General features: G+C 62.4%; 26 protein-coding genes. 17 read left to right on the top strand and 9 right to left on the bottom strand.

Going from position 1 to position 26,481, the window contains the following annotated elements; translation table 11 throughout:
* The first annotated feature begins 42 nt into the window (after positions 1 to 42).
* Complete coding sequence (locus tag N6G83_RS11565) at positions 43 to 612, top strand: helix-turn-helix domain-containing protein (protein ID WP_089195661.1); 570 nt, start codon at positions 43 to 45, stop codon at positions 610 to 612.
* A gap of 2 nt (positions 613 to 614) precedes the next feature.
* Complete coding sequence (locus N6G83_RS11560) at positions 615 to 1,133, top strand: GNAT family N-acetyltransferase (protein ID WP_043137032.1); 519 nt, start codon at positions 615 to 617, stop codon at positions 1,131 to 1,133.
* A gap of 3 nt (positions 1,134 to 1,136) precedes the next feature.
* Here the strand turns inward: N6G83_RS11560 and N6G83_RS11555 are convergent, their stop codons facing one another.
* The 3 genes from N6G83_RS11555 to ompC form a co-directional block, all read right to left on the bottom strand.
* Entirely contained in the window at positions 1,137 to 1,967 is an 831-nt protein-coding gene (locus tag N6G83_RS11555) for a 5'-nucleotidase, lipoprotein e(P4) family (RefSeq protein WP_260515359.1), read from the bottom strand.
* A gap of 17 nt (positions 1,968 to 1,984) precedes the next feature.
* A complete protein-coding gene (locus tag N6G83_RS11550; protein ID WP_060447565.1) occupies positions 1,985 to 2,836 on the bottom strand; it encodes a GNAT family N-acetyltransferase in 852 nt (283 codons plus the stop codon).
* A 179-nt stretch (positions 2,837 to 3,015) separates the two neighbouring features.
* The gene (gene ompC, locus N6G83_RS11545) at positions 3,016 to 4,113 is read right to left on the bottom strand and encodes a porin OmpC (protein WP_025302059.1); all 1,098 of its coding nucleotides are present in this window, start codon (positions 4,111 to 4,113) and stop codon (positions 3,016 to 3,018) included.
* Between the two features lie 241 nt (positions 4,114 to 4,354).
* On the opposite strand from ompC, the gene N6G83_RS11540 reads away from it, so the two are divergent.
* The 4 genes from N6G83_RS11540 to dinG all read left to right on the top strand — a co-directional run bounded on the left by N6G83_RS11540 (position 4,355) and on the right by dinG (position 8,115).
* Positions 4,355 to 5,011, top strand: coding sequence for a glutathione S-transferase family protein (locus N6G83_RS11540; RefSeq protein ID WP_025302060.1), 657 nt, complete (start codon positions 4,355 to 4,357; stop codon positions 5,009 to 5,011).
* Positions 5,012 to 5,135: 124 nt separating this feature from the next.
* The gene (locus tag N6G83_RS11535; protein WP_025302061.1) at positions 5,136 to 5,468 is read left to right on the top strand and encodes a carboxymuconolactone decarboxylase family protein; all 333 of its coding nucleotides are present in this window, start codon (positions 5,136 to 5,138) and stop codon (positions 5,466 to 5,468) included.
* A complete protein-coding gene (locus N6G83_RS11530; protein ID WP_089195663.1) occupies positions 5,458 to 5,850 on the top strand; it encodes a tautomerase family protein in 393 nt (130 codons plus the stop codon). Before N6G83_RS11535 ends, N6G83_RS11530 begins: the two co-directional genes overlap by 11 nt.
* Before the next feature lie 66 nt (positions 5,851 to 5,916).
* On the top strand, positions 5,917 to 8,115 hold the full coding sequence (dinG, locus tag N6G83_RS11525) for an ATP-dependent DNA helicase DinG (protein ID WP_025302063.1): 2,199 nt from the start codon (positions 5,917 to 5,919) through the stop codon (positions 8,113 to 8,115).
* Here dinG and N6G83_RS11520 read toward each other — a convergent pair whose 3' ends face one another.
* Positions 8,116 to 8,550 (bottom strand): Lrp/AsnC family transcriptional regulator, encoded by a 435-nt coding sequence (locus N6G83_RS11520; protein ID WP_025302064.1) that lies wholly within the window; start codon positions 8,548 to 8,550, stop codon positions 8,116 to 8,118.
* Positions 8,551 to 8,686: 136 nt separating this feature from the next.
* Between N6G83_RS11520 and N6G83_RS11515 the strand changes: the two genes are divergently transcribed.
* Positions 8,687 to 9,595: a DMT family transporter gene (locus N6G83_RS11515; RefSeq protein ID WP_260515357.1), complete on the top strand. Its 909-nt coding sequence runs from the start codon at positions 8,687 to 8,689 to the stop codon at positions 9,593 to 9,595.
* Positions 9,596 to 9,598: 3 nt separating this feature from the next.
* Here the strand turns inward: N6G83_RS11515 and prpR are convergent, their stop codons facing one another.
* A complete protein-coding gene (prpR, locus tag N6G83_RS11510; RefSeq protein WP_025302066.1) occupies positions 9,599 to 11,200 on the bottom strand; it encodes a propionate catabolism operon regulatory protein PrpR in 1,602 nt (533 codons plus the stop codon).
* 245 nt (positions 11,201 to 11,445) lie between these two features.
* Here prpR and prpB point away from each other — a divergent pair, with 245 nt between their 5' ends.
* From prpB to N6G83_RS11490, 4 genes are all read left to right on the top strand, one after another.
* Positions 11,446 to 12,336, top strand: a complete 891-nt coding sequence (gene prpB / locus N6G83_RS11505; protein ID WP_202669169.1) for a methylisocitrate lyase — start codon at positions 11,446 to 11,448, stop codon at positions 12,334 to 12,336.
* A gap of 33 nt (positions 12,337 to 12,369) precedes the next feature.
* On the top strand, positions 12,370 to 13,533 hold the full coding sequence (gene prpC / locus N6G83_RS11500) for a 2-methylcitrate synthase (RefSeq protein ID WP_089180679.1): 1,164 nt from the start codon (positions 12,370 to 12,372) through the stop codon (positions 13,531 to 13,533).
* A 50-nt stretch (positions 13,534 to 13,583) separates the two neighbouring features.
* Positions 13,584 to 15,035: a bifunctional 2-methylcitrate dehydratase/aconitate hydratase gene (locus tag N6G83_RS11495; protein WP_260515590.1), complete on the top strand. Its 1,452-nt coding sequence runs from the start codon at positions 13,584 to 13,586 to the stop codon at positions 15,033 to 15,035.
* Positions 15,036 to 15,114: 79 nt separating this feature from the next.
* Positions 15,115 to 15,744, top strand: a complete 630-nt coding sequence (locus N6G83_RS11490) for a LysE family translocator (RefSeq protein ID WP_148123247.1) — start codon at positions 15,115 to 15,117, stop codon at positions 15,742 to 15,744.
* On the opposite strand, the gene N6G83_RS11485 is transcribed toward N6G83_RS11490, so the two are convergent.
* On the bottom strand, positions 15,741 to 16,580 hold the full coding sequence (locus N6G83_RS11485; protein WP_060447562.1) for a helix-turn-helix transcriptional regulator: 840 nt from the start codon (positions 16,578 to 16,580) through the stop codon (positions 15,741 to 15,743). The genes N6G83_RS11490 and N6G83_RS11485 overlap by 4 nt on opposite strands.
* Positions 16,581 to 16,679: 99 nt before the next feature.
* Here N6G83_RS11485 and N6G83_RS11480 point away from each other — a divergent pair, with 99 nt between their 5' ends.
* From N6G83_RS11480 to N6G83_RS11465, 4 genes are read left to right on the top strand one after another with little or no spacing between them, the layout of a single operon-like run.
* Entirely contained in the window at positions 16,680 to 18,104 is a 1,425-nt protein-coding gene (locus tag N6G83_RS11480; protein WP_260515354.1) for an MFS transporter, read from the top strand.
* A gap of 57 nt (positions 18,105 to 18,161) precedes the next feature.
* The gene (locus tag N6G83_RS11475) at positions 18,162 to 18,791 is read left to right on the top strand and encodes an FMN-binding negative transcriptional regulator (protein WP_260515353.1); all 630 of its coding nucleotides are present in this window, start codon (positions 18,162 to 18,164) and stop codon (positions 18,789 to 18,791) included.
* A 38-nt stretch (positions 18,792 to 18,829) separates the two neighbouring features.
* Positions 18,830 to 19,789 carry a DNA-binding protein YbiB gene (gene ybiB / locus N6G83_RS11470; protein WP_260515352.1) on the top strand — a complete coding sequence of 320 codons (960 nt, stop codon included), beginning with the start codon at positions 18,830 to 18,832 and terminating at the stop codon, positions 19,787 to 19,789.
* 46 nt (positions 19,790 to 19,835) lie between these two features.
* Entirely contained in the window at positions 19,836 to 21,692 is a 1,857-nt protein-coding gene (locus tag N6G83_RS11465; protein ID WP_260515350.1) for a M3 family metallopeptidase, read from the top strand.
* A gap of 63 nt (positions 21,693 to 21,755) precedes the next feature.
* Here N6G83_RS11465 and N6G83_RS11460 read toward each other — a convergent pair whose 3' ends face one another.
* The 3 genes from N6G83_RS11460 to N6G83_RS11450 form a co-directional block, all read right to left on the bottom strand.
* Entirely contained in the window at positions 21,756 to 22,391 is a 636-nt protein-coding gene (locus N6G83_RS11460; protein ID WP_025302076.1) for a carbonic anhydrase, read from the bottom strand.
* Positions 22,392 to 22,677: 286 nt separating this feature from the next.
* A complete protein-coding gene (bhsA, locus tag N6G83_RS11455; protein ID WP_260515349.1) occupies positions 22,678 to 22,938 on the bottom strand; it encodes a multiple stress resistance protein BhsA in 261 nt (86 codons plus the stop codon).
* 168 nt (positions 22,939 to 23,106) lie between these two features.
* Entirely contained in the window at positions 23,107 to 23,736 is a 630-nt protein-coding gene (locus N6G83_RS11450; RefSeq protein WP_046686671.1) for a flavin reductase family protein, read from the bottom strand.
* A gap of 118 nt (positions 23,737 to 23,854) precedes the next feature.
* Between N6G83_RS11450 and rlmF the strand changes: the two genes are divergently transcribed.
* On the top strand, positions 23,855 to 24,820 hold the full coding sequence (gene rlmF, locus N6G83_RS11445) for a 23S rRNA (adenine(1618)-N(6))-methyltransferase RlmF (protein WP_169540363.1): 966 nt from the start codon (positions 23,855 to 23,857) through the stop codon (positions 24,818 to 24,820).
* A 294-nt stretch (positions 24,821 to 25,114) separates the two neighbouring features.
* Positions 25,115 to 26,419 (top strand): PAS domain S-box protein, encoded by a 1,305-nt coding sequence (locus N6G83_RS11440; protein WP_043137084.1) that lies wholly within the window; start codon positions 25,115 to 25,117, stop codon positions 26,417 to 26,419.
* Positions 26,420 to 26,481: the final 62 nt, after the last annotated feature.

The raw sequence follows: 26,481 nt of genomic DNA, 5'->3' as shown, positions 1-26,481 counted from the left end.
GATTACTTCTCTTATATGGGATTTTTAGGCGGAGTATGAACGATGGATAACGGTTTGGAGATGGCCGACCTGAGGTTGGCGCAGCGGCTGGCGGATTTGCGCCAGCAGCGGGCGTGGTCGCTGGAGGAGTTGGCGCGGCGCACCGGCCTTAGCCGGGCGACGCTCTCGCGGGTGGAGCGCGCCGAGACCAGCCCGACGGCATCGTTGCTGAACCGGCTGTGCGCCGCCTACGGGTTAACCATGTCGCGCCTGTTGAGCGAAATCGAAGACGAACCGCCGGAGCTGCTGCGGCCGCCGCAACAGCCGGTGTGGGTCGATCGGGCCAGTGGTTTTCACCGTCGCTCCGTTTCCCCGCCCGCCGCATTGTATAAGGCCGAGTTTATCGAAGCCCGGCTGGATGCCGGCGCGCAGATCGATTACGACCTGCCGTCGATTCCAGCGCTGGAGCACCACCTCTGGCTGTTGTCCGGGCAGCTGGAATTGACGCTGGAAGGGCGCGTTTTCCGGCTGTCGCCCGGCGACTGCCTGCGCTACCGCCTGTTCGGCGCCTCCCGTTTCCATGTCCCCGGCGATGAGCCGGCCCATTACACGCTCGTTATCTGCAGGCCATAGCCATGATTGAATTGCAACAGTGGGACGCCGATGCGGCGCAAAGTGCCATGGCCGAGTTGGCCGAGATGCTGCACGCCAGCGTGGCGCACGGCGCCAGCATCGGTTTTGTCATGCCCTTTACGTTGGAACAGGCGCAGGCGTTTTGGCTGGGGCTGCTGCCGGCCCTGGTGCGGGGAGAGCGTGCGATGCTGGTGGCGCTCGAGAACGGTCGGCCGGTCGGCACCGTGCAACTGCTGTTGGCGATGCCGGACAACGGCCGTCACCGGGCGGAAGTGGTCAAGCTGATGGTGCATCCGCAGGCGCGGCGGCAGGGCATCGCCCGGCTGTTGATGCAGGAAGTGCAGGCGCTGGCGGCGCGTCATCGGCGCAGCCTGTTGGTGCTGGACACCCTGAGCGGCAGCGCGGCGCAGGGATTGTACCGTCAATTGGGGTTCGAGGCGGCGGGCGATATCCCGCAATACGCCCGCGCCAGCGATGGCGGGGCGTTGGAGGCCACCTGCTATATGTACAAACTGCTGTGAGGCTTAGCGCCCGCGCCAGGCTTTGATCGCCTGTTGGCGCACCTGCAGCTTCTGCTGTGGCGCCAGCTTGTTGTAGTCGCGGGCCAGGCCGCTTTCCCAATCGCCGTACAGCGGGTTGGGCAGCACGATGAATTCGGTGCCGAACTTGTTCTGGTTCTCGCTGACGAACGCCCGGCGCTGCGCATTATCCTGGTGGTAAGTCGCGGCGCCGAAGTCGTTCAGGTTGTCGCCCGCGTACACCACGATGTCATAGCCGGCTTGTTTGATGGCGTCGAAGCGCGCCTGCTTATTGGAAGTGTCGGTACTGAGCAAGACGGTCTTTTCCGACATGCCGGTGAAGCCGAGCTTCTGCATGTTGGCCACCGTGGCAGCGTATTCGCTCTGCTTGCGGTTCGAGACGTAGAACATTGTTCCCTGATGAGCGTTAACGTAGCGGGCGAACGACACGGCACCCGGCACCGCGCCGGCCTGTTCGGCCTGCGTCCACCGGGCCCAGGTGGCGCCGTCGTACAGCTGGCCCTGCTGCGCCTGCCAGCCGGAGTAGGCGCTGTTGTCCAGCAGGGTTTCATCCAGATCGACCACCACCGCCTTTTTGCGGCCCGGTGCGGCCTTGGCCTGATCGAAGGCGCGCTGCGCGCTGTTGAACGCCTGATGCGCCAGCGCCTGGTATTCACCGGACTGTTGGAACCAGTTCACCGCCAGCACCGACTGATCCGCCAGCTGCTGCTGGGCCTGAGCGTCGGTATACGGCGGCTGCGCGCAACCGGCCAGCGTCAGCAGCGCGACGCCAACTGCCGCGCCAAGGGTGAGTTTCCTTGCCTGTTTTCCTGCCATCGTTCTCTCTCTCGGTTTTAGTCTTGTGGGCTGTCCAGCAGCATATCCATCTCGAACTGGCGCAGGGGCTCCTGACGCCAGCCAAGATGCGTAAAGAAGGGGGCGGCCACCTCGGGCACAAAGACGTTGGCGGTCAGCGGCAAAGGGGCGAACTGCGCTTGCAGGGCGGCTAGCAAGGCGCGGGCATGTCCCTGACCGCGGTGCTGCGGGGGCACGTAGATCAGGCGCAGCCAGCAGTGCTCGGCGCCGGGCATCACCACGGCGTAGGCCTGACGATTGAGCGTATAGGCTCGCGGTGTGCCCGGCAGCTTGAACAGCGATTCGGGGGCAATCAGCCAGGGCAGGTCGGTGGCGCCTTCCGCCGTCAGGCGATGGCTGACGGTCAACGGATCGACCGCCTGCAGCACCGCCGTGCCTGGCGGCACTTCCGCCGGCGCCTGGTGGCCGGTCAGGGTGCGCACGATGCGCAGCCCGGCGCGATGGTACAGCGCCAGCGCGGCTTCGTTGCCTTCGATCACTTCCAGCGACAGCCGCCGGTCGCCGCGCTGGCGGGCATCCGCCACCACCCGCTGCATCAGCGCCTTACCCAGCCCCTGACCGCGCATCTCGGGGCGTATGGAAAAGGCCGCGACCCGGCTGTGTCGGCCGCGACGGGCGATCAGCGCCACCGCCACCGGTTCCTGGCGATGGGTGACGATCAGGCTGTCGTTCAGGCTGAGGTCTTCGGCGCCGAAGCGGGCGGCGAAGGCCGGCCCGTCGAGCACGAAGCGCACAATGTAGTTTTCAAAACAGTGGGTGAGGATATTGGCCAGCTCGTCGCTGCTGTAGCGCACGGCGTTGTGGAAGTCGAAGCGTCCGTCGTTGTGCATGGCTGATTCCGCTCGGGGGAAAGCTATACATGTAGACCCGTTTGTTTTGCAAGGCAAGCGGGGGGATTCGTTGGCGGGGAAAATAAAAACAAAAAAGCCGGACGCAGCCGCCCGGCGAAATAAAACTCTGGGTATCAAGTGACGCTAAAGTTTGCAGTGGTGGTTATTCATTCATCACATCAGAACTGGTAGGTCAGGGCGAGAACAACGACGTCGTCGTTTTTCAGGCCCAGCTTGTTGTCGTCATCGAGCTGGTTGATTTTATATTCGACATAAGTGGACATGTTTTTGTTGAAGTAATAGGTCGCCGCCACGTCGAAATATTTCACCAGATCGACATCGCCGATGCCTTCAATATCTTTGCCTTTCTGCTGAACGTAACCCAGCGATGGGCGCAGACCGAAGTCGAACTGATATTGCGCGACCAATTCAATCCCTTCCGCTTTATTGGCGAAGCCGCTAACGGAGGTCGAATTGTTATTGATGGTGGCGGTGCCGGAAATAGGTGCAATATTGCGGCTCTGCGAATAAGTCGCGGCCAGGTAGACGTTGTTGTTGTCGTATTTCAGACCACCGGCCCAGATATCGGCCTTGTCGCCTTTACCGAAGGTGCCCGCTTTTTGCGTGGCGGTGCGGTTGGAAGAGGCATAGGCGGCACCCACGCTCAGACCGTCGATGATTTCGTAGCTGGAGGAGAGGCCCCAACCGTCGCCGTTCGCCTTGCTGGCGGAGCGGCCGTCGTTTTCGTTCTTGCCCTGGTACTGCACGGCAAATTTCAGGCCGTCAACCAGGCCGAAGAAGTTGTTATTACGGTAGGTGGCGACGCCGTTGGTGCGGCCGTTCATGAAGTTGTCGGTCTTGATATAAGCATCGTCGCCGAATTCAGGGATCATATCCGTCCAGGCGCCGACGTCGTAAATGATGCCGTAGTTGCGGCCGTAGTCGAAGGAGCCGAGATCCTTATATTTCAGACCGGCGAAACCCAGACGCGTTTTAGTGTCTTTAGTGCCGTCGGATTCAGTATGGTTGGCGGCGATCTGATATTCCCACTGGCCGTAGCCGGTCAGCATATCGTTAATCTGAGTCGCGCCTTTAAAGCCGATGCGGACGTAAGTTTTATCACCGTCGTTGCCGGCATCATCGGAGAAATAATGCAGGGCTTTTACACGGCCGTAAAAATCGAGCTTGTTGCCGTCTTTATTGTAGATTTCTGCTGCCTGTGCCGCTTGCGCAAGTAAAAGTGCCGGAATAATAACGGCCAGAAGATTACGTTTCATGGGTTACCCTGCTTTATTCGATTGAAAGACGCTTATCATCAGTTGCATTGCTGTTTCACTGTGCCGCCTGATTGTTGGCGGCGGAGAATTTTTACCGTAGTAATGTGATCCATTTATGACAAAAAATTCATTTTCATGTCGAACGATTAAAAAAGTCGCGCAAAGGGTGAATTTTTTCTTCAGCCGACGGTCGGCGGCTGGTCTACAGTTATCGATACCTTGTTCCGCTGCGGGAGGAATCATGCACGATACTTATACTTTGTTCGGCACGCAGGGTTGCGGTTCGACGATCGTGGCCGCCGCGTTGGCGTTGACCGCGTTCCCCTGGGGCTATGAGGAGGTGGACTACACGCAGGACGGCCCGGAGCGCGATCGCCTGCTGGCGCTAAACCCTCTGGGCCAGGTGCCTACCTTGGTGTTGCCCAATGACGAAGTGATGACGGAGAGCGCGGCGATTATCCTGCTGCTGCACGATCGCGCACCGCATGCTGAACTGGCGCCGCCCGGCGGCTCGCCGCTGTTGCCGCGTTTTCTGCGCTGGCTGCTGTTCATTAACGCGGAGATTTACCCCACCTTCACCTATGCCGACCATCCGCAGCGCTGGCAGCCGCAGGCGGCGGGGGCGGAGCAGCTGAAAAATGCGGTGATGGATTATCGCGAGCGTTTATTGCAGCAGCTGAACGCCGCCGCCGGCGCAGCGGGCCCGTGGTTTCTCGGCAAGAGCTTCAGCGCGTTGGATCTGTACGTGGCGGTGATGTGCAACTGGCGGCCGGGCCGCGCATGGTTCCGGCAGCACTGCCCGCGGCTGTACGCCATCGCCGAACGGGTAGAGCAGCGGCCGGAGCTGAATGCGCTGCTGAGCGCCCATTTCGACGGCGTTGCCCCACTGGAATCGTGAAACCTCCCCGCCGCCCGGCGGGGAACCCTCTCGTTTTTCTGAATCGAGACTGCCGAAAATCCCGATTTTCACTCGCTGCGGCGGCGGGTAGCGTAAGGCTATCCGCAACTGACAGGAGAGTGTGATGCCATCAGAATCCCAGGCCGGGCAACAGGCGTTCGGCGATATTGCCCCCAAGCTGGCGCAGCTCAGCGACAACATATTGTTTGACGATGTCTGGCAGCGGCCAGAGCTGAGCCCGCGCGAGCGCAGCCTGATCACCGTCGCCGCGCTGGTGGCGCTCAACCGCGTGGAACAGCTGCCGTTTCACCTGCAGCTGGCGCAGCGCAACGGCGTGGCGCGTCAGCAACTGGCCGAGCTCATCACCCATCTGGCGTTCTACGCCGGCTGGCCTGCAGCGGCATCGGCCGTGGCGCGCCTGCGCGAGCTGGAACCGGAGGCGCCCCATGCCGTTTAGCCGCATCGCCCTGCATCAGGGCAAATCCGCTGACTACCTGCAAACCTTGTCCGACAGCCTGCATCAGGCGCTGGTAGAGGCGTTCGAGGTGCCGCCGACGGACAAATTTCAGGTGATCGATCAATACCGCCCCGGTGAGCTTATCTACGATCGCGACTATCTCGGCGGGCCGCGCAGCGCGGATTTCGTGCTGTTTTACATCACCGCCGGGCGGCCGCGCGACAGCGACACCAAGCGGCGTTTCTACCGACGGCTGGCGGCGTTGCTGATGGAAAAGCTGCGGCTGAACCCCGAGGATGTGATGGTGGTGATCGCCACCACCCAGTTGGACGAGTGGTCGTTCGGCGGTGGTCGCGTCTCGATGATCGAGCCGCAGGCGTAACTCGGGCTGACGTCGCCGGCGGTCTGTGGGACAATAGCGCCATCATTTCGTTTAGATAAGAGTTGAATGGCGCTCTCCTCCGCAGTTAAAGATCAGATTGGCCAGTGGTACAAAGCCCTGCAGCAGCAAATACCGGATTTCATTTCCCGCGCGCCCCAGCGTCAGATGATCGCCGAGGTGGCGAAGACGTTGGCCGGTGACTACCCGCGCCATCTGGCGATCGAGGCGCCGACCGGCGTCGGTAAAACGCTGTCTTATCTGATCCCGGGCATCGCCGTCGGGCGGGCGGAGAGCAAGCCGCTGGTGGTGAGCACCGCCAACGTGGCGCTACAGGACCAGATCTACAGCAAAGATTTGCCGCTGCTGAAGAAGATTATCCCCGATCTGAAATTTACCGGTGCCTTTGGCCGCGGGCGTTACGTCTGCCCGCGTAACCTGGCGGCGATGAGCACCGACGTCAGTCAACAGGGCGATCTGACGCTGTTCCTCGACGACGAACTGGCGCCGTCCAGCGGCGAAGAGCAGGCGCTGTGCCAGAAACTGACCAAGGCGTTGGCTCGCTTCGAGTGGGACGGGCTGCGCGATCACTATCAGCAGAGCATCGACGATCCGCTGTGGGCCAAGCTGAGCACCGACAAGGCCAACTGCCTGGGGCGCAACTGCCACTACATTCGCGAATGCCCGTTCTATATTGCCCGCAAAGAGATCGAGAGCGCCGACGTGGTGGTGGCCAACCACGCGCTGGTGATGGCGGCGCTGGAGACGGAATCGGTGCTGCCGAACCCGAAAGAATTGCTGCTGGTGCTGGACGAAGGCCATCATTTGCCTGAGGTGGCGCGCGACGCGCTGGAGATCGACGGGGAAATCACCGCGCTGTCGACCAACCTGCAGTTGGACATGATCGTGCGCCAGGTCGAGCAGTGCATGACGCAGTACCGGCCGAAGAATCCGCCGGGGCTGGCCAACAGCGAACGGCTGAAAAACCATTGCGAAGAGCTGCGCGAGCTGGTGCAGATCTTCGAGCATCAGGTCAGCGCCTACCTGCCCGGCGATAGCGTGGCGGCCGAGCACCGTTTTGAAATGGGCGAGCTGCCCGCGGAGATGGTGGAGAGCTGCGCGCGGCTGTTTAAACTGACCGATGCATTACGCGGGCTGGCGGAGTTCGTGCTTAACGATCTTACCGAGCAGACCGGCAAGCACGACATCGTGCGTCTGCATCGCGCGATCATTCAGATGAGCCGCACGCTGGGCTATCTGGAGGCGATGAGCAAGCTGTGGCGGCTGGCGGCGCTCGACAAGTCGTCCAACGCGCCGATCTCCAAATGGGTCACGCGCGAGCTGCGCGATAACGTTACCCATCTGTATTTGCACTGCGTCGGCATCCGCGTCAGCGACCAGCTGGAGAAGCTGCTGTGGCGCAAGGTGCCGCACGTGGTGGTCACCTCGGCCACGCTGCGTTCACTGAACAGCTTCGCGCGTTTGCAGGAGATGAGCGGGCTGAGCGAGAAGGCCGGCGATCGCTTCGAAACGCTCTCTTCGCCGTTCAATCACGTCGAACAGGGCAAAATTGTCATTCCGCAGATGCGCTATGAACCGGCGCTCGCCAACGAGGCGGAGCACCTCGAGGAGATGGCGCGGTTTTTCCGCGCCGAGCAGGCGAGCGGCAAGCACAAAGGCATGCTGATCCTGTTCAGCAGCCACCGGGCGATGCAGACTTTCCTCAGCTACGTGACCGATCTGCGGCTGATGCTGCTGGTGCAGGGCGACCAGCCGCGCTACCGGCTGGTGGAAGAGCACCGCAAGCGGGTGGAGAAGGGCGTCGCCAGCGTGCTGGTGGGGCTGCAATCGTTCGCCGAAGGGCTGGATCTGAAAGGCGAACTGCTGACCCAGGTGCATATTCACAAAATCGCGTTCCCGCCGATCGACAGCCCGGTGATCATCACCGAAGGCGAGTGGCTGAAATCACTGAAGCGCTATCCGTTCGAAGTGCAGAGCCTGCCGAGCGCCTCGTTCAACCTGATCCAGCAGGTCGGCCGACTGATCCGCAGTAACCAATGCTACGGCGAGATCGTGATCTACGATCGCCGGCTGTTGACCAAAAACTACGGTTCGCGGCTGTTGGCGTCGCTGCCGGTGTTCCCGATTGAGCAGCGCGCGGTGCCGGAGGCCGACAAGGCGCATCTGGCGGCGCTGAAATCCGCCGCCGACGCGGCCAAAAAAGAGAAGAAGCGCGGCAACCCGTTCGCCCGCAAACGGCGGCGTTGATCAGAGCAGCGGCGGCAGGCGGCGCTTGACCGGCGTGGTTTTCACGATCGAGGTGTTGCTCTGCGCATGCTCGGCCAGCCGATCGAGGGTATGGTCGAGCTGTTCCATCGAGTGCGCCACCAGCCGCACGATAAAGCAGTCTTCGCCGGTCACCTTATCGCATTCGACCACTTCCGGGATCGCCTGAATCAGCTGCTCGACCTTCTTCAGCATGCCCGGCAGCGGCTTGATGCGCACCAGCGACTCGAAGGCATAGCCTACCGCCTGCAGATTGACGTTCAGGGTATAACCCTGGATCACGCCGCTTTCCTCCAGCCGCCGCAGTCTTTCCGACGTGCTCGGCGACGACAGCCCCACCTGCGCGCTCAGCGTCTTCAACGATGCACGCGCATCTTCCGCCAGAATGGTCAGGATTTGGCGATCGATATCATCCATAACGCCTCCGTTAGGTATTTTCTTTATTATAGCTGCGAGAAAAAGGCAGTTAAGCATATCTGCCTTTTTTATGCTATGGAAAGCCGCCCCGCGAAGCCGCAAGCTATGTCTCTGGGCAAGCTTCGAGGAATGCAGAATGAATGCAGAGATAAAACGCGGATCGCTGGAGATGGCGGCGGCGATGTTGATTTCCGGCTCTATCGGCTGGTTTGTGTTGATGTCCGGCCAGCCGGTTATCAACGTGGTGTTTTGGCGCTGCGCGGTAGGCGCGCTGGTGCTGCTGGCGGTGTGCGGCGTACTGGGGCAGCTGCGACGCGATGCGCTGACGCGCGCCACGCTGCTGCTGGCGATCGCCGGCGGCGTCGCGCTGGTGATCAACTGGCTGCTGCTGTTTGCCGCCTATTCCTATGCCTCTATCTCCATCGCCACCGCGGTGTACAACACCCAGCCGTTTATGCTGGTGGGGCTGGGGGCGCTGTTTCTGGGGGAACGGCTGACCGCCCGCAAGCTGCTGTGGCTGGGCTTGGCGTTCGGCGGCATGATGCTGGTGGTGCTGGCGCAGCCGCGGCAGGCGGGGGAGCAGAGCCATTATCTGGCGGGCATCGCGCTGGCGCTCGGCGCGGCGTTTTTCTACGCCCTGATGGCGCTGGCGGCCAAGCGGCTGAAGGGCACGCCGCCCCATCTTATTGCGCTGATCCAGGTAACGGTGGGGGCGGTGATGCTGCTGCCGCTGGTGGATTTTCATGCGTCGGCCAGCGTGGGGCAGTGGGGGATGCTGGCGACGCTCGGCGTGTTGCATACCGGCCTGATGTACGTGCTGATGTACGGCGCGTTGCAGAAGCTGCCGACTCACCTGATCGGCTCGCTGTCGTTCATCTACCCGATCGCCGCCATGCTGGTGGATCGCCTGGCGTTTGACCACCGCCTGTCGGCGTGGCAGCTGCTGGGCGCGGCGATCATCCTGCTGGCGGCGGCGGGCATGAACCTGCTGGGCGATCGGCGAGCGCGACTGCTGCCGGCCTCGGACGGCCGGCGCGCCGGCTGATGCTCAGTTCGGTTTTTTCAGCCGGCGCCATAAGGTGGTGCGGCTGATCCCGAGCAACCGGGCGGCGGCGGCGTGGTCGCCCCCGCACCGCGCCAGGGCTTCGTGGGCGGAGATGGGCGCCGCCTGCGTCTCGGGCGGCGTGACCGCCGCCAGCTCCGGCAACAGCCACTGCAGCGTTTCACCGCTCGGCGCTGCGCCGGTGCTCAGCATCAGCGCTACCCGTTCCATCATGTTGCGTAGTTCGCGCAGGTTGCCGGGCCAGGCGTAATGGCTTAGCGCGGCGTAACAGCCGGCCAGGGCGGTGCGCAGCGGCTCCGTCAGCGGCACATCGAGCGCCGCCAGCGACTGTTTCAGAAAGTGTTCCGCCAGCATCGCAATATCGTCGCCGCGCGCCCGCAATGGCGGCAGCTGCAGCCGCAGGGCGCTCAGGCGATAAAACAGATCGGCGCGAAAACCGCCCCGTTGAATCGCCTGCTCCAGGCGGGTGTGGGTGGCGCTGATGACGCGAAAGTCGACCGTTACCGGCTGTTGCCCGCCCACCCGGGTGATAGTTTTCTCTTCCAGCGCGCGCAGCAGTCGCGTTTGCAGGTGCAGCGGCATTTCGCCGATCTCATCCAGAAACAGAGTGCCGCCGTTGGCGGTTTCCAGCAGCCCGCGCCGGCCGCCGCGCCGTGATCCGGTGAAGGCGCCTTCCTCATAGCCGAACAGTTCCGCCTCCAGCAGCGATTCGGCGATGGCGCCGCAGTTGATGGCGACGAACGGCGGCGTCGCCCCCCTGGACGGTGCGCCGCGCCGGGAAAAGTATTCGCGGTGGATTGCCTGCGCCGCCAGCTCTTTGCCAGTGCCGGTTTCTCCTTCAATTAATACCGCCGCCGGCGAGCGGGCGTACAACATGATGGTGCGCCGGGTCTGCTCCATCTGCGGGGAGTCGCCCTGCAAATCGCCCAGCCCATAGCGTGGCTGCAGGGTATCGCGTGCGGCGTAATCGCCGCCGCGTTTGCCGCCGCTCAGCATCAGGCGCGTTACGTCCAGCGCATCGCTGAAGGCGGCGCGCAGGGTGGCGGCGGAATAGAGAAAAATGGCGGTGAGCCCGGCCTCTTCCGCCAGATCGCTGATGAGGCCGGCGCCGACCACCGCCTGAATACCGGCGGCTTTCAGCTCGGCGATCTGGCCGCGGGCGTCCTCTTCGGTGACGTAACTGCGCTGTTCCAGCGGCAGATCGAAGGTTTGCTGGAACTCCATCAGTGCGGGCAAAGGCGTTTTATAGGTGATGACGCCGATCCGATCGGCGGTTCTGCGCGCCTTGCTCAGCGCCTGCAGCAGGTCGAAGCCGCCGGGCTTGACCAGGATGACCGGCACCGACAGGCGACTTTTCAGGTAGGCGCCGTTGGAGCCGGCGGCGATGATGGCGTCGCACGGTTCGGTCGCCAGGCGTGCGCGGATGTGCTGCACCGCCTCCTCGAAGCCGAGACGGATCGGGGTGATGGTCGCCAGATGGTCGAACTCGAGGCTGATGTCCCGGAACAGATCGAACAGGCGGGTGATGGAGACGGTCCAGATCACCGGTTTGTCCGGCGCGCGGGATGGCGTGATGTGATCGCTCATGGTGGGTTACCGAATGGAAGTGGCTGCATTAGGTGTAGCCCGGTTTCAGTTATGTTTCAAATTTACTGTGTGAAACAACGATTGAAACGTTAACTGAAACGTTTTTTATCCCTTTGCCAGGCCAATGGCGCTGAATATGTTGTAACTCACTTATTTTTATCGTTTTTAATTTTTCCCCTCACCGAAGTGAAACCTGGCCCGCTCCTTGCTCTGTCTGTTTCATCTGGCTAATCGGAGAAAACGTCATGACGCTGCGCTCACCCGGGCTCGCCTTTCGTCAGGCCCTGAGTAAAGAAAAACCCCTGCAAATCGCCGGCGCGATCAACGCCAACCATGCCTTGCTGGCTCAGCGGGCCGGATTCCAGGCCATCTATCTTTCCGGCGGCGGTGTGGCGGCCGGTTCGCTGGGATTGCCGGACCTGGGCATTTCGACGCTGGACGATGTGTTGACCGATATTCGCCGCATCACCGACGTCTGCCCGCTGCCGCTGCTGGTGGATGTCGACAGCGGTTTCGGCGCATCGGCGTTTAACGTTGCCCGCACGGTGCGCTCGGTGAGCAAGGCCGGGGCGGCGGCGCTGCATATCGAAGATCAGGTCGGCGCCAAGCGCTGCGGTCATCGGCCCAATAAGGCCATCGTCTCCACCGAAGAGATGGTGGATCGCATCAAGGCGGCGGTAGATGCGCGCAGCGATCCGGACTTCGTGATCATGGCGCGCACCGATGCGCTGGCGGTGGAGGGGCTGGAGGCGGCCATCGAGCGCGCTCAGGCTTACGTAGCGGCCGGGGCCGACATGCTGTTCCCGGAAGCGATCACCGAGCTGGGCATGTACCGCCGCTTTGCCGAGGCGACGCAGGTGCCAATCCTTGCCAACATTACCGAATTCGGCGCGACGCCGCTGTTTACGACCGAGGAGCTGCGCAGCGCCCTGGTGGATATGGCGCTGTATCCGCTGTCGGCCTTCCGGGCGATGAACCGGGCGGCGGAGCGGGTGTACCGCGCTTTGCGCGAGGAGGGCACGCAGAAAAGCGTCATCGACACCATGCAGACCCGCAACGAGCTGTATGAAAGCATCAACTACTATTTGTTTGAAGAGAAACTCGACGCCCTGTTTGCTCGCCAGCGCGACGAATAGGCGCTATTCACGCAGAAGCCAAATGAGGACAGTATGAGCCAAGCGATCCCCCCGCAAAGCCCGACTGGCGTTAAGCCGAAAAAATCCGTGGCGTTATCCGGCGTGCCCGCCGGGAATACCGCGCTGTGTTCCGTAGGGCGCAGCGGCAACGATCTGCACTACCGTGGTTACGACATCCTCGACCTCGCGCGCCACTGCGAGTTTGAAGAGGTCGCCCACCTGCTGATCCACGGCAAGTTGCCCAACCGCGACGAGCTGCAGGCCTATAAACACCGTCTCAAAGCGCTGCGCGGCCTGCCCGCCAGCGTGCGCACGGTGCTGGAGGCGCTACCGGCGGCGTCTCACCCGATGGACGTGATGCGCACCGGCGTTTCGGCCCTCGGCTGCACGCTGCCGGAAAAAGAGCAGCACGGCGCGGCCGGCGCACGTGATATCGCCGATCGGCTGCTGGCATCGTTGGGATCGATGCTGCTGTATTGGTATCACTACAGCCACAACGGCGAGCGCATTCAGCCGGAGACCGACGACGATTCCATCGGCGGCCACTTTCTGCACCTGCTGCACGGCGAGGCGCCTTCCGCCAGTTGGGAGCAGGCGATGCACGCGTCATTGATCCTGTACGCCGAGCATGAATTCAACGCCTCGACCTTCGCCGGCCGGGTGATCGCCGGCACCGGATCCGACGTCTATTCGGCGATCGTTGGCGCCATTGGCGCGCTGCGCGGGCCGAAGCACGGCGGCGCCAACGAGGTGTCGCTGGAGATCCAGCAACGCTATGAAACGCCGGACGAAGCGGAAGCCGACATTCGCCGCCGCATCGACAACAAAGAGGTGGTGATTGGCTTCGGGCACCCGGTGTACACCGTCTCCGATCCGCGCCATCAGGTGATCAAAGAGATCGCGCTGCGCCTGTCGCAGGAAGCGGGCGCGATGAAGCTGTATGACATCGCCGATCGGCTGGAAAGCGTGATGCACGACACCAAAAACATGTTCCCCAACCTCGACTGGTTCTCGGCGGTGTCTTACCACCAGCTGGGGGTGCCCACCGAAATGTTCACGCCGCTGTTCGTCATGGCGCGGGTGAGCGGCTGGTCGGCGCACATCATCGAGCAACGGCAGGACAACAAAATCATTCGCCCGTCCGCCAACTATACCGGGCCGGAAGCGCGGGCGTTCGTACCGCTGGATCAGCGCTGAGCGCCGATCGTTATCGTGTCATTTTCACTCTGGAGCCTTTGGGAATCATGATGCTTGAGTCTGCCAATACCCGCCGTCCGCCGTTCGATCGCGAAATGGTCGATATCGTCGATTATGTGATGAAAGAGGCCGTCGATACCCCGGCGGCGTACCGCACCGCTCACTATTGCCTGCTCGATACCCTCGGCTGCGGGCTGGAGGCGCTGAGCTATCCGGCCTGCAAAAAACTGATGGGGCCGGTGGTGCCGGGCGCCGAGGTGCTGAACGGCAGCCGGGTGCCCGGCACCCGTTTCCAGCTGGATCCGGTGCAGGCGGCGTTCAATATCGGCGCCATGATCCGCTGGCTCGACTTCAACGACACCTGGCTGGCGGCGGAGTGGGGCCACCCGTCGGATAACCTGGGCGGGATCCTGGCGGTGGCCGACTGGCTCTCGCGCCAGGCGGTGGCGGCAGGCAAGGCGCCGCTGACCATGCGGCAGGTGATGATCGCCATGATCAAGGCGCATGAGATCCAGGGCTGTCTGGCGCTGGAAAACGCCTTCAACCGGGTGGGACTGGATCACGTGCTGCTGGTGAAGGTGGCGTCCACCGCGGTGGTGGCACAGCTGCTCGGCCTGAACCGCGAGGAGATCCTGAATGCGGTGTCGCTGGCGTGGGTGGACGGGCAGTCGCTGCGTACCTATCGCCACGCGCCGAACGCCGGCACCCGAAAATCCTGGGCGGCGGGGGATGCAACCGCCCGCGCGGTGCGGCTGGCGCTGATGGCCGCCACCGGCGAAATGGGCTACCCCTCGGCGTTGACGGCGCCGACCTGGGGGTTTTACGACGTCTCGTTCAACGGCAAGCCTTTCCGCTTCCAGCGGCCGTACGGCGCGTATGTGATGGAGAACGTGCTGTTTAAAATTTCGTTCCCGGCGGAGTTCCATGCCCAGACCGCCGTGGAGGCGGCCATGACGCTGCACCGCCAGATGCAGGCCGCCGGCAAAACCGCCGCCGACATCGCCAGAGTGAGCATCCGCACCCACGAGGCCTGCCTGCGCATTATCGACAAGCAGGGGCCGCTGGATAACCCGGCGGATCGCGATCACTGCATTCAGTATATGGTGGCGATCCCGCTGCTGTTCGGCCGGCTGACGGCGGGGGACTACGAGGATCGGGTGGCCGAGGATCCGCGCATCGACGCATTGCGCAGCAAGATCCACTGCCATGAAGATCCCGCTTTCACGCGCGATTATCACGATCCGGAAAAGCGCTCGATCGCCAATGCGCTGACGGTGGAGTTCGCCGACGGCAGCCGTCTGGATGAGGTGGCGGTGGAGTATCCTATCGGCCATGCGCGGCGGCGCGAAGAGGGCATCCCGCTGCTGATCGAGAAGTTCAAAACCAACCTGGCGCGCCAGTTCCCAGCCCTGCAGCAGCAGCGCATTCTCGAGGTGTCGCTGGACCGCCAGCGGCTGGCGCAGATGCCGGTCAACGAGTATCTCGATTTGTGGGTGATCTGAGGTGAGCGGCGCTGACAAGCCACGTCGGCGTCGCTATGATGGACGCTCCATCCCCGTCCGTCTTCTTATCAGGTGATTCATGATTGATGCCGCAACGTTGTTGTTGTTTTCCGGTGCCTGCGTGGCGCTGGCGCTGACCCCCGGCCCGGATATGCTGCTGATCGCTTCGCGCAGCGTCAGCCAGGGGCGGCGGGCCGGTTTCGCTTCGCTGGCGGGCATTCAATTCGGTACTTACTGCCATGCGCTGGCGGCGGCGCTGGGGTTGTCGCAACTGTTCGTCGCGGTGCCGCTGGCTTACGACGCGGTGAGAATGTTGGGCGCCGCCTATCTGCTCTACCTGGCGTGGAAAACGCTGCGATCCGGCAGCAGTCTGCAGGCTTCTGCCGGGTTGCAGGCCGTGCCGACGGCGCGAATTTTCCGGCAGGGACTGTTCACCAACATCCTCAACCCGAAAATGGCGCTGTTCGTGCTGGCGCTGTTCCCGCAGTTTATCGATCCGCGCGCCGGCTCGGTGGTGGTACAGATGCTGGCGCTGGCGACGGTGCTGAATCTGGTGGGGTTGCTGATTAACGGCGGGGTGATCCTGGCGGTCAGCGGCATGAAAAGCCGCTTCGCCGGCCGCCGCTTCAGCGCCCGCTGGCCGAACTACCTGCTGAGCGGCGTATTCGCCGGGCTGGCCTGCAAACTCATTTTCGACAGCCGCCGCTAACCCTCGCGCAGCAGCGCTTCAAACGCCGCGCTGGCCGGTTCGTCCGGCAGCGCGCTGTACATCACCAGCCGCAGGTGGTTCTCTTCGTCGACGATGAAAGAGGCGTGGTCAAAGGTGACCGGGCCGATTGCCGGGACGATGAAGCTGCGCCGCCCCTGGCAACGTCCGTGAATGTCATGCTGCCGCCAGAGCTGGCGGAATTGCGGCGATACCTGCTCCAGCGCCTGTACCCGTTGGCGCATCACCTCATCCTCCGGCGCACGGGCGTAGTCGCGGCGGAAGCTGGCCAGGATTTGCGGCGCCTGCGCCCGCCACTCCAGCAGGCGCGCATTGAGCTGCGGATCGGCAAACAGCATCCACAACATGTTGCGCTCTTGCGCCGGGCGATCGCCGATGGCGAACAGCCGCTGCGCCGCCGGATTCCAGGCGATGATGTCCCAACTCAGGTTCATGACGTAGGCCGGCCGCAGCGTCAAATCGTCCAGCAGGCGCCGCACCAACGGCGAAACCTGGCACCACTGATGCCCAACCGGCACCGGCGGGCGTTGATGCGCCAATAAGAACAGGTGGTAGCGGCCGGCGGCGTCGAGCTGCAGCACCCGCGCCAGATTTTCCAAAAACGTCACCGACGCATTGATTTCCCTGCCTTGCTCCAGCCAGGTGTACCAGGTGAGGCCGACGCCGGCCAGCGCCGCCACCTCCTCGCGCCGCAATCCCGGCGTGCGGCGGCGGCTGCCGCTTGGCAAGCCGACTGACTCTGGTGACAGTTGTTCTCGCTTTTGCCGCAGAAAATCCCCCAGTTCGTGGCGGGTGCGTTCGAGGGTGCGTGGGGGCATGTCGGCCGTCCTGTTGCTGTCAGTAATAGTATAAATGGCTATATAGTAACAGTTTAAACCTTGTTCCATACTGCGGCCATCATAATCTCTGGAGGTGGTATGGAACATTCATTATCTCGTGAGCGGCGAGGGCTGCCCGGCCTGCCGGTGCTGCTGTTGGGCGGGTTCGTCACGGTGTTCGATCTGTTCGTGGTCAACGTGGCGGCGCCGGTGATCCAGCGGCAGTTCGCCGCCGATTTCGCCGGGATCGGTTTGATCGTCGCCGGTTATGAGCTGGCGTTTGGGGTGCTGTTGATCGCCGGTGGGCGTTTGGGCGATCGCTTCGGGCGTCGGCGCTTGTTCAGCCTCGGCATGCTGGGATTCACGCTGAGCTCCCTGTTGTGCGGGCTGGCGGGATCGCTCGGCCTGCTGATCGCCGCGCGTATTCTGCAGGGGGCGACGGCGGCGCTGTTGTTCCCGCAAATTTACGCCTTGATGCGGGTCCTGTACGCGCCGCAACAGCGGCGGCGCGCCTTCGCTTGGCTGGGCATGACGCTGGGATTGGCGGCGATCTTCGGCCAGATCCTCGGCGGATTTATCATCGAGGCTAACCTGTTCGGCAGCGGCTGGCGCATGATCTTTTTGATCAATTTGCCGATCGGCGCACTGGCGCTGTGGGCGGCGCGGCGCATTCCCGAATCGCGCGTGGCGCAGGCGCAGCGGCTGGACGGCGTTGGCCTGTGGCTGGCGGCGACCGGCCTGTCGCTGTTGTTGCTGCCGTTGCTGGAGGGGCCGGCGCGCGGCTGGCCGTGGTGGATAGCGCCGATGTTGGCGTTAGCGATGCTGACGCTGTGGGGCTTTCTGCGTTGGGAGCGCCGTCTGGCGCAGCGCGGTGATGATGCGGTGCTCGATCCGGCGCTGTTCCGTCAGGCGGGCTTCGCGCCGGGCATGGCGGTGGTGCTGGCGATTTATGCCACCGCTTCCTCGTTTTTCTTGTGTTTCGCACTGCTGCTGCAGGCGGGGGCGGGGCTGACGCCTTTTCAGGCGGGCAGTCTGTTCGCCCCGGCCAGCGCGGCCTTCATGCTGGCCTCGATGTTGGCGCCCCGGTTAGCGCTGCGTTGGGGTAATGGCGTACTGAGCGTGGGCGTGGCGATTTACGCCGCCGGGTTGGCGCTATTGATGGCGCAGGCGCTGTGGGGTGAGGCGCTGGCGCATCCGCTGCGGCTGCTGCCTGGGTTAGTGGTGCTGGGGTTCGGTCAGGCGCTGAGCATGACGCCGCTGCTGAATCTGGTGCTCGGTTTGGCGCCGGAGCGGCAGGCGGGCATGGCGGCGGGTCTGGTTGCCACCGTGCAGCAGGTGGGGGGCGCGCTGGGCATCGTGGGCAGCGGCGTCGGTTTTGTGCCGCTGTTGGCGAGCGGCGGCGCAGCGGAACGCTATGTCCAGGCCTTTGCCGGCGCCATGGTATTTAATCTGTTGGCGATGGGCATCGCCCTGCTGTTGTTAAACCGGATCACTCGAAATACTCAGAAAGCGGATCTTAAGTAGGCCGCCGGCGGGTGCTTTACTGTTGTCATCATGAGAGAGCGATAAGGAGCCACACTGATGTTTCAACCCGCCACATTTCGCGAAGACAATCTGGATGCCCAACTGGCGCTGGTGCGGGCCCACCCGTTGGGGCTATTGGTCAGCCACGGCGAGCAGGGATTGACGGCCGATCCGCTGCCGTTTCTGGCCGATGTCGAACAGGGGCAGATCCGGCTGCGGGCGCACCTGTCGCGCGCCAACGCGCACTGGCGACGGCTGCAGCACGCGGCGGAATGCCTGGTGATTTTTCAGGGCGTGGAGGGCTATGTGTCCCCCGGCTGGTACCCGAGCAAGCGCCAGACCGGCAAAGTGGTGCCGACCTGGAATTACAGCATGGTGCAGCTGTATGGCGTGCCGACGGTGATGGACGACCCGGCCTGGCTGCGCCGCCAGCTGATCGACCTGACGGCACAACAGGAAGGGCGCCGCCCGGCGCCCTGGCGGCTCGACGACGCGCCGGCCAACTATATCGCCGCACAGCTTAAAGGCATCGTCGGTATCGAGATTGCTGTCACCCGGCGCGAAGGCAAATGGAAAATGAGCCAAAACCGCAGCGCCGACGATGCCGGCGGGGTGATCGCCGGGCTGCGCGAGGGCGATGACGCGCAGCGGCGACTGGCGGCGGAGGTTGAGCGGCGGCGCGGATAGGGTATGCTAACCGAAGAGTGAGCTGAGGGAACCTTCGGATGGATTACACCAAAATTATCAAAGAAATAGGCCGCGGCAAAAATCATGCGCGCGACCTGGACCGGCAGACCGCCTTTGAGCTGTATCAGGCGATGCTGGCCGGGGAGGTCCCCGAGCTGGAGCTGGGCGGCATTCTGATCGCGCTGCGCATCAAGGGCGAAGCCGAAGAGGAGATGCTGGGCTTCTATCAGGCGATGCAGCAGCAGGTCTTGCCGCTGCAGGCGCCGCAGGGGCGGCCACTGCCGGTGGTGCTGCCGAGCTACAACGGCGCGCGCAAGCAGGCCAACCTGACGCCGCTGCTGGCGCTGCTGCTCGCGAAAGTGGGCCTGCCGGTGGTGGTGCACGGCATCCTGGACGACAGCACCCGTGTGACCAGCGCCGAGATTTTCCGTGCCCTGGGGCTGCCGTGGTCGGAACAGGCCGCTCATGCCCAGCAGCGCCTCGATAACGGCGAGGCGGTATTCATGCCGGTTTCCGCGCTGTCGGCGCCGTTGGCGCAGCAGCTTGGGCTGCGTTGGCGCATGGGGGTGCGCAACAGCGCCCATACGCTGGCCAAGCTGGCGACGCCGTTCGGCGAACAGGATGCGCTGCGCCTCGCCAGCGTCTCTCACCCGGAGTATGTTGGCCGGGTGGCGTCGTTTTTCCGCCAGATCGGCGCCCGCGGGCTGTTGATGCACGGCACCGAAGGCGAAGCCTACGCCAACCCGCAGCGCTGCCCGCAGATTCACCACATCGTCGGCTGCGAACAGCACGTATTGCTGGAGCGCACCTTGCAGGATGAAACGCCGGCATTGCCGGCGGCGAAAGACGCGGAAACCACCGCACGCTGGACCGAGCGCTGCCTGGCGGGCGAGGTGGCGATCCCGCAGGCCATCCAGCGGCAGGTCGCCTGTTGTCTGGTGGCCGCCGGCGAGAGCGAGACGCTCGAGCAGGGGCTGCAGCGGCTGCGTCAGGCCTAAGCGCGACTATACTGGGATATTTCCTCATCGGCTGAGAAGGACGGTTATGCAACAGGCTCTCGATTACTTCAATCAATTGAACCAGGATTACCTCGACGTTCACCGCGCCAAAGAAGAGCTGTTCTGGCAAAACTACATGGGCACCGGCGGTGAAGACGTGTCGGCGCGCTTTTCCGCCGCGGAAAGCGCCTATAAGCGCTTTATCGCCGAACCGCGCCGGCTGGCCGAGATCCGCAATCTGCTGGCCGGATTGGAAGCGCTGCCGCAGGAGGCGCAGCGCGATGCGCTGATCCTCGGTCTGCAAGGTTGGCTGCGTTTCTTCGACTGTAACGCCATTGAAGATCCGCAGGCGCAGGCGCTGTTGGATCAGATCATCCATGCCGAATCCGATCTCTACTCGCGCCGCAAGGGCTATCAGGTCACGCACCTGAACGCCGACGGCCAGCGGGTGGCGGCCTCGCTCGGCGAGCTGCTGACCAACCAGGCGACCAACCCGAACGAAGACTACCGCCGCAGCTCGCAGCAGGCGCTGCGCGACCTGGAGCAATGGCTGCTGCATAACGGCCTGCCGGAGCTGATTGGCCTGCGCAACCGCTTTGCGCGCCAGATGGGCTATCGCAACTATTTCGACTACAAGGTGAACAAAACCGAGCGCATGACGCCGGAGCAGCTGTTCGCCATTCTGGATCGTTTCGAGCGGGAAACCCGCGAGGCCAACGCGCGCAGCCTGCAACAGCTGGCGGCCGACAAGGGCGGCCAGGCGCTGGAGCCGTGGAACGTACGCTTCGCCAGCGCCGGCGACGTCACCCGTCAACTGGATCCTTACTTCCCGTTTTCTCGTTCGCTGGAACGCTGGGTCGACAGCTTCAAACGCCTGCACATCGGCTTTGGCGGCGCCGAGATGAACCTCGATCTGCTGGTGCGCAAAGGCAAGTATGAGAACGGCTTTATGCACGGCCCGGTGCCGCCGTTTGTGCGCCAGGGGGAATGGGTGCCGGCGCGCATCAACTTCACCAGCCTGGCGCAGCCGGGGCAGGTGGGCAGCGGCGCTTACGGGCTCAACACCCTGTTCCACGAGGGCGGCCACGCGGCGCACTTCGCCAACATTCGCCAGAATGCGCCGTGCTTCTCGCAGGAGTTCCCACCGACCTCGATGGCCTATGCCGAAACCCAGTCGATGTTCTGCGACAGCCTGCTGGACGACGCCGACTGGCTGAAACGCTATGCGAAAAACGCCGCCGGCGAAGCGGTGCCTGATGCGCTGATCGAGGCCGGCATCGCGGCGCGCCAGCCGATGCGTGCGTTCAACGAACGCCACATCCTGCTGGTGCCGTACTTCGAGTGGGCGCTGTACCAGTGGGATGACGAGCAGCGCACGCCGGAAGCCATTACCGCGCTGGCGCGCGAGGTCGAGCAAAAGATCCTCGGCATCAGCGGCAGCCCGCGTCCGACGTTGGCGATCCCGCACCTGCTGTCGCTAGAATCCGCCTGTTCCTACCAGGGCTATCTGCTGGCGATGATGGCGGTAGAGCAAACCCGTCACTTCTTCCTGCAGCGCGACGGTTACCTGACGGACAACCCGGCCATTGGCCCGGATCTGGCGCAACACTACTGGTTGCCGGGCAACAGCGTCAGCCATGACGACACGCTGCGCAGCCTGACCGGCGAAGGGTTTAACCCTGACTATCTGGCGCAGGCCTGCAACCAGACGGTGGCACAGGCGTGGCATGAGGCGCAGCAGACGATGGCCGCCGCAGCCAAGCGCCCGCAGCCGCCGGCAGATTTCGATTTGCAGGCGCACATCCGGGTGGTGGATGGCGAGACGGTATTGGCGGACAACGCCGAGGGTGACGAGCGGATGTGCCGCGACTTCGCTGCGGCGATAGAGGCGCGCTTGCCTTAAGGCTGACAATAAAATCCACGCCGCGGCGTGGATTTTATTTAATGATAAAAACCGGGCGTTATTTTATTCGAAATAGACGTCGGGATTATCGGCCAGAGACACGAAGCTCTTGGTGTTTCTATCCAGCGTGCGAATTTCGCCGCTTTCGATGTCGTATACCCAGCCGTGTAGGCGCAGCCCACTGTTGCGCAGACCCACCGCCACAGAAGGGTGGGTTTTGATATTATTTAGCTGGGCTATGACGTTTTCTTCCACCATAGCGTTCACTTTGTCTGTTTCGCTATCCCAGGTTTTCTTCTCGACCACCGCTTTGGCCGCATCCGCGTAGTGCAGCCAGTGGGCAACGGCAGGCATGGGATCGAGGCACTGACAGGATGCGATAGCCTTCATGGCGCCACAGTTCGAGTGGCCACAAATCACGATATCAGTCACGCCCAGCGCCACCACCGCGTATTCGATAGTCGCAGAAACCCCACCCGGCTCCGGGCCAAAGGAAGGGACGATGTTACCGGCGTTACGGATAACGAAAAGCTGCCCAGGTTCTTGCTGCGTCACCAGCTCGGGCACCAGACGGCTGTCAGAACAGGAGATGAAAAGCGCTTTAGGATTTTGGCTGGAGGCCAGGCTGCGAAAGAGTTCCTTACGCTGCGGGAAAATCTCTTTCTGGAAACTGAGGAAACCTTCAATGATATGTTGCATACAACGCTCTCTGCATCTGTAGTCTGCGTAACATGATAATCATCCTCTCCCGTTAGTCCAGCAATGGGGTGGTAAAAAAATGTGTGCTTAACTGCCTGCAAACCCCATTAAATAAAGGGTTTCTGCCTGTTGGCGACGGTATTTTCCGGGTCGTTGACGCGTGGGTTGCTGACAAAGCGGACGATAGGAAAATTGCTGTCGTACCCATTCAGCGCTGACGTACGCGAACATAAAAAAAGCCCGCCGGGATGATATCCGGCGGGCTTTTTGACGTCTGGGGCGGCGATTATTTGTAGATAACCGCGGTGGCATGCATCAGGTTATTGCCGCTGGTAGAGGTGATGGTGAAAGCCTTGGCGCCTACGGCATCGGCTTTGGCGGCCAGCTGAGAGGTCAGGCTGCTCAGGTCGGTTGCGCCGCTGGCGACGATCACGCCGGCTTTTTCGAATTGGGCGGCATCCTGGGCGCTGACGTGTTCAGCGGCGAAAGTGGTGAAAGAAACGGTAGCCAGAGCGATAACAGCAGCAAAAGTTTTGATGAATTTCATGTTCGTCATTCCTGTCAAAGTGAATTAGGGAGAAAGGGGTTTGCCTTTCGATGGGAAGATTATTGCGCAGTGACAGGCGGGATGAAATCGGAGAGTGTTGATGGTTTTGTTCAGAATTTTTGATTATTAATTCCCCCGTTCACATTCGAGATAAACGGGGGGAGGCGATCAGCGCGTCGGGCGCGTCAGATCGAAACGGTGCTGTTCGGAAATGCCGTAGTAGGCGGTCGGGCCGCCGGCGCGCAGGATCGGTTCGGCGGCGGCGGTCTGGTAAACGCCGTGTTCATCCAGCAGCGCCGGATCGAGGTGCACCGCCACCACTTCGCCCAACACCAGCCAGGTTTCCACCTGTTCCCCGGCGGCGGTTTGCAGCTGAATGCACTGGGTCAGGCGGCATTCGAAGTTCACCGGGCTTTCGGCCACGCGCTCGGCTTTGACCCGGCGCCCGGGCAGCGGCGTGACGCCGGCGAAGGCGAATTCGTCCTCACCGCGCGGCAGGGTGATGGAACTGTTGTTCATCGCTTCCGCCAGCGGGCGCGTCGCCAGGTTCCAAACGAACTCGCCGGTTTCCACGATATTCGCCACGCTGTCTTTCCAGCCGGTGCTGGCGAAACCGATGATGGGCGGGCGATAGTTGAAGCAGTTGAAAAAGCTGTAGGGGGCGAGATTACGCAAGCCGGCGGCGCTGCGGGAAGAGATCCAGCCGATGGGGCGCGGGCCGACGATGGCGTTCAGCGGATCGTGCGGCAGGCCGTGGCCGGCGGCGGGTTCATAATAGTAACGAGATTCACGGCTCATGGGGGCCCCTGTGGCAATCGATGAAGCTTTCATTGTGCCGGGTTTCCCGCCGCTGCGCCATTGCGGGCCGGATGTGTTATCTTACGCGCCGGAAATCCCTTCAAGAGAGCCCGTCACGGTGGAAAAAAAGAAAACCTTCCCGCAGCAGAAAAGCGGCCTGCATCCGCGCAACCGTCATCGTTCGCGCTACGACTTCCCGGCGCTGATCGCCAGCTGCCCGGCGCTGGCGCCGTTCGTAAAACCGAACGCCTGGGGCGATGTCTCGGTGGATTTCGCCGATCCGGCGGCGGTGAAAATGCTCAACCGTGCGTTGCTGCAACACTTTTACGGCATCGAACACTGGGATATTCCGGCTGATTACCTGTGCCCGCCGATCCCCGGCCGCGCCGACTATCTGCACCACCTGGCGGATCTGCTGGCGACCAGCAACGGCGGCGAGATCCCGCGCGGCAAGGGCGTGGCGATCCTCGACGTCGGCGTCGGCGCCAACTGCATCTACCCGATCGTCGGCCTGCGCGAATACGGCTGGCGTTTCACCGGGTCTGAAATCGATCCGGTGTCGCTCAACGCGGCCAAGATGATCGTCGAGATGAACCCGACACTGCGCAATAGCGTGCGTCTGCGGCTGCAAAAACAGCCTGAGCTGATTTTTAGCGGCATCATCGGCGCGGCCGAGAAATTCGACGCCACCCTGTGCAACCCGCCGTTCCACGCGTCCGAGCAGGAAGCGCGCGCCAGCACCCGCCGCAAGCTGCATAAATTGGGCAAAGGGGAAGTGGCCGACAAGCCGGTGCAAAACTTCGGCGGCAAGAACAACGAGCTGTGGTGCGAAGGCGGCGAAGAAGCCTTTGTGCGCAAGATGGTGGAAGAGAGCGTCAGCAAGGCCAACAACTGCCTGTGGTTCACTTCGCTCATCTCGAAAAACACCACGCTGCCGGCCATCTACCATGCGCTGAAAGTGGCGGGGGCGGCCGAGGTACGCACCATCGAGATGGCGCAAGGGCAGAAGATCAGCCGCTTCGTCGCCTGGACCTTCCACGACGCCGAGCAACAGACCGCCTGGGCAGCCGAACGCTGGCGTTAATCTTCCCGGCGCCGGTTATCCTGCCGGCGCCGACAAAAATCCGCATTTTACCTTTCAATTTTCATCACTTACGTTATTCTCAATACAGTTTTCATAATAAAAATCTTAGGTTGTTGGTTTATTTAAATTCGAATAATTACTTTACTGAATAAATAAATTTAATCCGGTTAAGAGCAATAACCAGAAGGAGCGGCGCTGCCCGTTCCTTCCGCGATGGCACGTCTGCGTGTGGGCGCGGCATGTGGCCAGGAAAAATAAGAAAAGCGCCATCATCTGCCACAAGGACTACACCTTATGCTGTTACGATTCAGTCAGTTAACTACCCACAAAGGCGCCGAGCTGAGCGCGATAGAACACGCCGTTCCGATGATCGTATTTTCGCTCGACGGCACGGTCTTGCGCGCCAACGATCTTTTCCTCAGCACGCTGGGATTTCAACGCGATGACGTGATAGGTCAGCATCACCGTATTTTCTGCGATCCGAACTATGTCGCCAGCCCGTTATATCGCAAACATTGGGAGACGCTGAATAAAGGCCAACCCATCACGGACACCATAAAGCGCATCGCGAAAAACGGCGAGGCGGTGTGGCTGCAGGGCACCTATGCGCCGGTGCTGAATAAACAGGGTAAGGTGGTGGAAATCGTCAAGATCGCCAGCGAAGTGACCGAGCGAGTGACGCAGGCGCAGGAACACCGCAGCCTGCTGGCGGCGTTGAATCGCTCGATGGCGATGATTTCTTTCACGCCGCAGGGCACCATTGTCAGCGCCAACGACAATATGTTGGCGCTGATGGGCTATCGGCTGGAAGAGGCGTGTGGGCAGTCGCATGCGGTGCTGTGCCCGCCGGAGTTCGCCGCTTCCGACGATTATCGGCGGCATTGGCAGCGCCTGGCGCGCGGCGAGTTCATCACCGGGCGTTTTGAGCGCGTCAACCGGCGCGGTGAACGGGTATGGCTGGAGGCCAGCTATAACCCGATCCTCGACAACGACGGCCAGGTGGTGAAAGTGGTGAAGATCGCCCAGGACATCACCCGGCTGATGCAACAGCAGCAGCACGAAGAAGAGATGGTGCGCAACGCGCATCATCTGTCGCTCGATACCGATCGGCAGGCGGCGCAGGGCGCGATCATCGTGCAGCAGGCGGTGAAGGGCATGCAGCAGGTCGAAGCGGCGGCGCGCGAAACCTCAGACGTGGTCACCGAGCTCGGTAAGTGCTCTCAGCAGATCGGCACCATCGTCGAAGCCATTCGTAAAATCGCCTCCCAAACCAACCTGCTGGCGATTAACGCCTCCATCGAAGCCGCCCACGCCGGTGAGCACGGGCGCGGTTTTGCCGTGGTGGCCAACGAAGTGCGCACGCTGGCGGAGCAGTCGCGCAAGGCGGCGACCGAGATCGAACGCATGACCAAGTCTATCCAGCAGGGCGTGGCGGCGGCGATCGCCGGCATGGCGACCTGCGTGGAACAGGCTGGCGGCGGCGTGGCATTGACCCATGACGCCGGAGAAGTGATCAACCAGGTCAACATCGGCATGCACGACGTCGTGAAGCTGATGCAGGCGTTTACGTCGGTGAAGCAGGGCGACGCGCTGCACTGAGTGTGCCGGGCGCCGCTCCTAAAAGCGGGGCGGCGTTTGCCTCTTCCTACCGATTCCTGCGC

Source organism: Serratia sp. PL7 (assembly GCF_945957435.1).
The sequence above is the reverse complement of the archived record's forward strand: the minus strand, read 5'-3'. Positions and strand labels throughout refer to the sequence as shown.